Consider the following 4,061-nt stretch of genomic DNA (forward strand, 5'->3'; position numbering starts at 1 on the left):
AAATGAATACCCAATAAAGGGCGGCTCGCAGAAAGACGATAAGTTCCTGCTGGCAATTCAATCCAGTAATAATGATTATGTAATAGACTCGGAATGCGCTTGCCATTCACAAAGAGATTTATCGCTGCAATTTCCTGACGATTCCATTTCGTGTCTGGTCGGTAAAGATAAACAACAGCAGCTTGTTGATTTTGTGGTTTGACTGGAACAAAAGTCTGACCCAATTTTTGATTAACCCAACCACCTACAGCAAAACCACCCACATGATATTGATCAAATAAACCAGGTTCTTTTTCAACATCAACTTTAGGTAAGGTTGCAGTCAATTCACCCGTATTTTTTTCTAAATGAGATGAACTTTGACAGCCCACAAACAGTCCGGCACAGCACAAAGATACGATTAAATAACGCATGGCATCCCTCAAAGCGTTTTGTTTTTGATTTATTTTTTACAACGCAAAACTATGCGTATTTTGTATTTTTAAGATTAACACCGCGCACATAAATTGAAAACAAAAAAAGCATGAATCACTCGCGCGATTCATGCTTTTTAGATGAATGAAATCTATGCAGACTTCGAATCAATAACCTTTAAATCTGCCTTAGCAACACTTTCATGTGTTGCAGCTTCTTTAGGTTGACGCTCTGCTTTATAAACAGGTTCTGCTTCACCATTAATGACTGCTTCATTAATAATGACTGTTCCAACGTCAGTGCGACTTGGTAAATCGTACATGGTTTCAAGCAGCACGTTCTCCATAATAGAACGTAAACCACGCGCACCCGTATTGCGTTCAAGTGCTTTCTTCGCGATAGCACGCAATGCAGAATCTTCAAAGATCAGATCAACATTTTCCATAGTGAAAAGATATTGATACTGGCGAGTTAATGCATTTTTTGGCTCAGTCAAAATTTGCATTAATGCTTCTTCATCCAACTCTTCAAGTGTCGCAATCACTGGTAAACGACCAATGAATTCTGGAATTAAACCAAATTTCACTAAGTCGGTTGGTTCAACCTGACGGAACAATTCAGCAAGTTTTTTGGTTTCATCTTTGTTTTTAACATCAGCTGTAAAACCAATACCGCCTTTCTCTTGACGCTGCTGTACAATTTTTTCCAAACCAGAAAATGCACCACCACAAATAAACAAGATATTCGAGGTGTCAATTTGGATAAACTCTTGTTGCGGATGCTTACGTCCACCTTGCGGAGGAATAGAAGCCACTGTACCTTCAATCATTTTTAACAATGCTTGTTGTACACCTTCACCAGAAACATCACGGGTAATTGACGGGTTTTCAGATTTACGAGTAATCTTGTCAATCTCGTCAATATAGATAATGCCCTTCTGAGCTTTCTCTACATCGTAGTCCGCTTTTTGCAAAAGTTTTTGTACAATATTTTCAACATCTTCGCCGACATAACCAGCTTCGGTTAATGTCGTTGCATCTGCCATTGCAAATGGAACGTCTAAAAGGCGAGCCAATGTTTGCGCAAGTAAAGTTTTACCCGAACCTGTAGGTCCAATTAATAGAATATTACTTTTAGCAATTTCTACTTCTTTAGACACATGGCCATTATGACCAACTTTTAGGCGTTTATAATGGTTATAAACCGCAACAGATAATGTCTTTTTGGCAAGATCTTGACCAATTACATATTGATCAAGCGCAGCACGTATTTCATGTGGTTTTGGCAATGCCTTACTCGCCCAGTCCCCTGCTTCAACCTGTTGGCTGGTTTGTACAAGGTCTAAGCAGACATCCACACACTCATTACAAATATATGCGTCCTCACCTGCAATCAGTTTCCCGACTTCAGACTGCGTTTTACCGCAAAATGAACAATGTTTTTGTCCTTGAGGATGTTCGGACATATTCACTCCACAAATAGAATCTTAAATATTAGGGCAAGATGCACTGCATAAATAACTAAATGGAGATCTTTTTCAACATCTCAAGTTATTTATATAAGAAGGTCCTTATGGACGCTTACTTAACACCTGATCAACCAAACCATATTCTTTAGCAGACTGTGCTGTCATAAAGTTATCACGGTCAGTATCACGAGCAACAGTTTCGTAGTCTTGACCACTATGCTCTGCCATTAAGCGGTTTAAACGTTCTTTAATAAATAGAATTTCACGCGCATGAATTTCAATATCCGATGCTTGACCGCGGAAACCACCTAATGGTTGGTGAATCATGACACGGGCATTTTCTAGACAATAGCGTTTGCCTTTAGCACCAGCATTTAATAAGAATGCACCCATTGAAGCAGCTTGGCCCATACAATATGTTACGACATCAGGTTTAATAAACTGCATCGTGTCATAAATAGCCATGCCCGCTGTCACAGATCCACCTGGAGAGTTGATATAAAGGTGGATATCTTTATCAGGATTTTCAGCTTCTAAAAACAACATTTGGGCAACAATTAGATTTGCCATGTTATCTTCAACTTCACCTGTTAAAAAAATGACGCGCTCACGTAAAAGTCGTGAATAAATATCAAAAGAACGTTCGCCGCGAGAAGATTGTTCAACCACAACAGGAACTAAAGCATTTTCAATTGTTGGAACATACATACGTTATTTATTCCTAAATTTTTTGTGACTTAACCTATGGCAACAATATGCGGGATAATTTCTCAAATTGCAAAAGGTTCGCACTGAAATATTATATTATTTATACCTAAGTACTTAATGTCGCACTCAAATTGACCACATAAAGAAAAACAAAAAAGGCGCCTAAAGCGCCTTTTTCTGACTTCTTAAAAGATTAGCCCATACGGCGAGCTTGTTGTTCTTTCAATAAGTCATCATAAGATACAGCTTTGTCAGTCACTTTAGCACCAGCTAAGATGTGATCAACAACTTGATCTTCTAATACAACTGCTTCAATTTGAGCACGTTGTTGAGCATCATTTTTGAAGTATTCAATCACTTCAGTTGGATCTTCGTAAGAAGAAGCCATGTCGTCGATGTAAGCATCAACGCGAGCTTGGTCAACTTCAAGTTTAGCGTCAGCTAAAACTTTGCTTACCAATACGCCAAGCTTAACAGAGCGCTCTGCTTGTTCTTTGAACAATTCGTCAGGAAGCATGCTCTTGTCAAAAGATTGCGCGCCTGCACCACCAAATTGTTGAGTGAATTGTTGAACCATTTGTTGACGTTGGCGGTCAATTTCTTGAGCAACCATTGCAGTTGGAACTTCAACTTCGTTCGCAGCAACAAGTGCATCAAAAGCAGCTTGTTTAACTTGGTTACGTAAACCATTGCGAACTTCACGTTCCATATTCTTACGAACGTCAGCTTTTAATTTCTCAACGCCTTCTTCTTCAGTTACACCGAAGATTTTCAAGAATTCAGCATCAATTTCTGGAAGTTTTGATTTTTCAACTTGCTTCACAGTGATTTTGAACTGAGCTGCTTTACCAGCCAAGTTTTCAGCTTGGTAATCTTCTGGGAAAGTAACATCAATTACTTTCTCTTCACCAGCTTTCATACCAACGATGCCGTCTTCAAAGCCAGGAATCATACGACCTGAACCTAATACGAGTTTAAAGTCTTCAGCAGAACCGCCTTCAAACTTTTCACCGTCGATAGTGCCTTCAAAGTCAAAAGTCACTTGCATGTCTTTTTTCGCCATGCCCTTGGTAACAGCCCAAGTTTGACGTTGTTTTTGCAAGTTTTCGATCATAGCATCAACGTCAGCATCTTTAATTTCAGCTGTTTTACGTTCAACTTCTAAACCGTCGAATGCTTGCACTGCAACTTCTGGATAAACTTCTACAGTCGCTTCAAAAACTAAAGCATCTTCTTTATGTTCAACTTTATCAATGTTCGGCATACCTACCGCATTGATTTTTTCTTGTTGAATTGCTTCAAAAACGCTATCACGAATGATGTCATTTACAACTTCTTGATAAATGCCTGCACCATATTCGCGGCGAACAACGTTTTCAGGTACTTTACCTGGACGGAAGCCGTTGATCTTCACAGTTTTGGCAGTGCGTTTCAAACGAGCTTCAAATTGCTCGTTAATACGGCTCGTCGG

At 39.3% G+C, this 4,061-nt stretch carries 4 protein-coding genes; all 4 read right to left on the reverse strand.

Annotated features, from left to right (window positions below; translation table 11 throughout):
• Nucleotides 1-413, reverse strand: a 413-nt coding sequence (locus UC75_RS21740) for a DUF2846 domain-containing protein (RefSeq protein WP_228137374.1), incomplete at its 3' end; no start/stop codon positions are given.
• A gap of 152 nt (nt 414-565) precedes the next feature.
• Nucleotides 566-1,879: an ATP-dependent Clp protease ATP-binding subunit ClpX gene (gene clpX, locus UC75_RS13640; RefSeq protein WP_005302193.1), complete on the reverse strand. Its 1,314-nt coding sequence runs from the start codon at nt 1,877-1,879 to the stop codon at nt 566-568.
• 105 nt (nt 1,880-1,984) lie between these two features.
• Entirely contained in the window at nt 1,985-2,590 is a 606-nt protein-coding gene (gene clpP / locus UC75_RS13645) for an ATP-dependent Clp endopeptidase proteolytic subunit ClpP (protein WP_003654845.1), read from the reverse strand.
• 193 nt (nt 2,591-2,783) lie between these two features.
• On the reverse strand, nt 2,784-4,061 hold a 1,278-nt coding region (gene tig / locus UC75_RS13650; protein WP_128825281.1), incomplete at its 5' end, for a trigger factor.

Origin of the sequence: Acinetobacter sp. V2 (assembly GCF_001188385.1) — a bacterium.
In the GTDB taxonomy this organism is placed as follows: domain Bacteria; phylum Pseudomonadota; class Gammaproteobacteria; order Pseudomonadales; family Moraxellaceae; genus Acinetobacter; species Acinetobacter oleivorans.

Bases quoted from the DNA above. Each gene is read 5' to 3' on its own strand.
- clpX (WP_005302193.1), bottom strand. From the start codon at position 1,879: ATGTCCGAACATCCTCAAGGACAAAAACATTGTTCATTTTGCGGTAAA.
- clpP (WP_003654845.1), bottom strand. From the start codon at position 2,590: ATGTATGTTCCAACAATTGAAAATGCTTTAGTTCCTGTTGTGGTTGAA.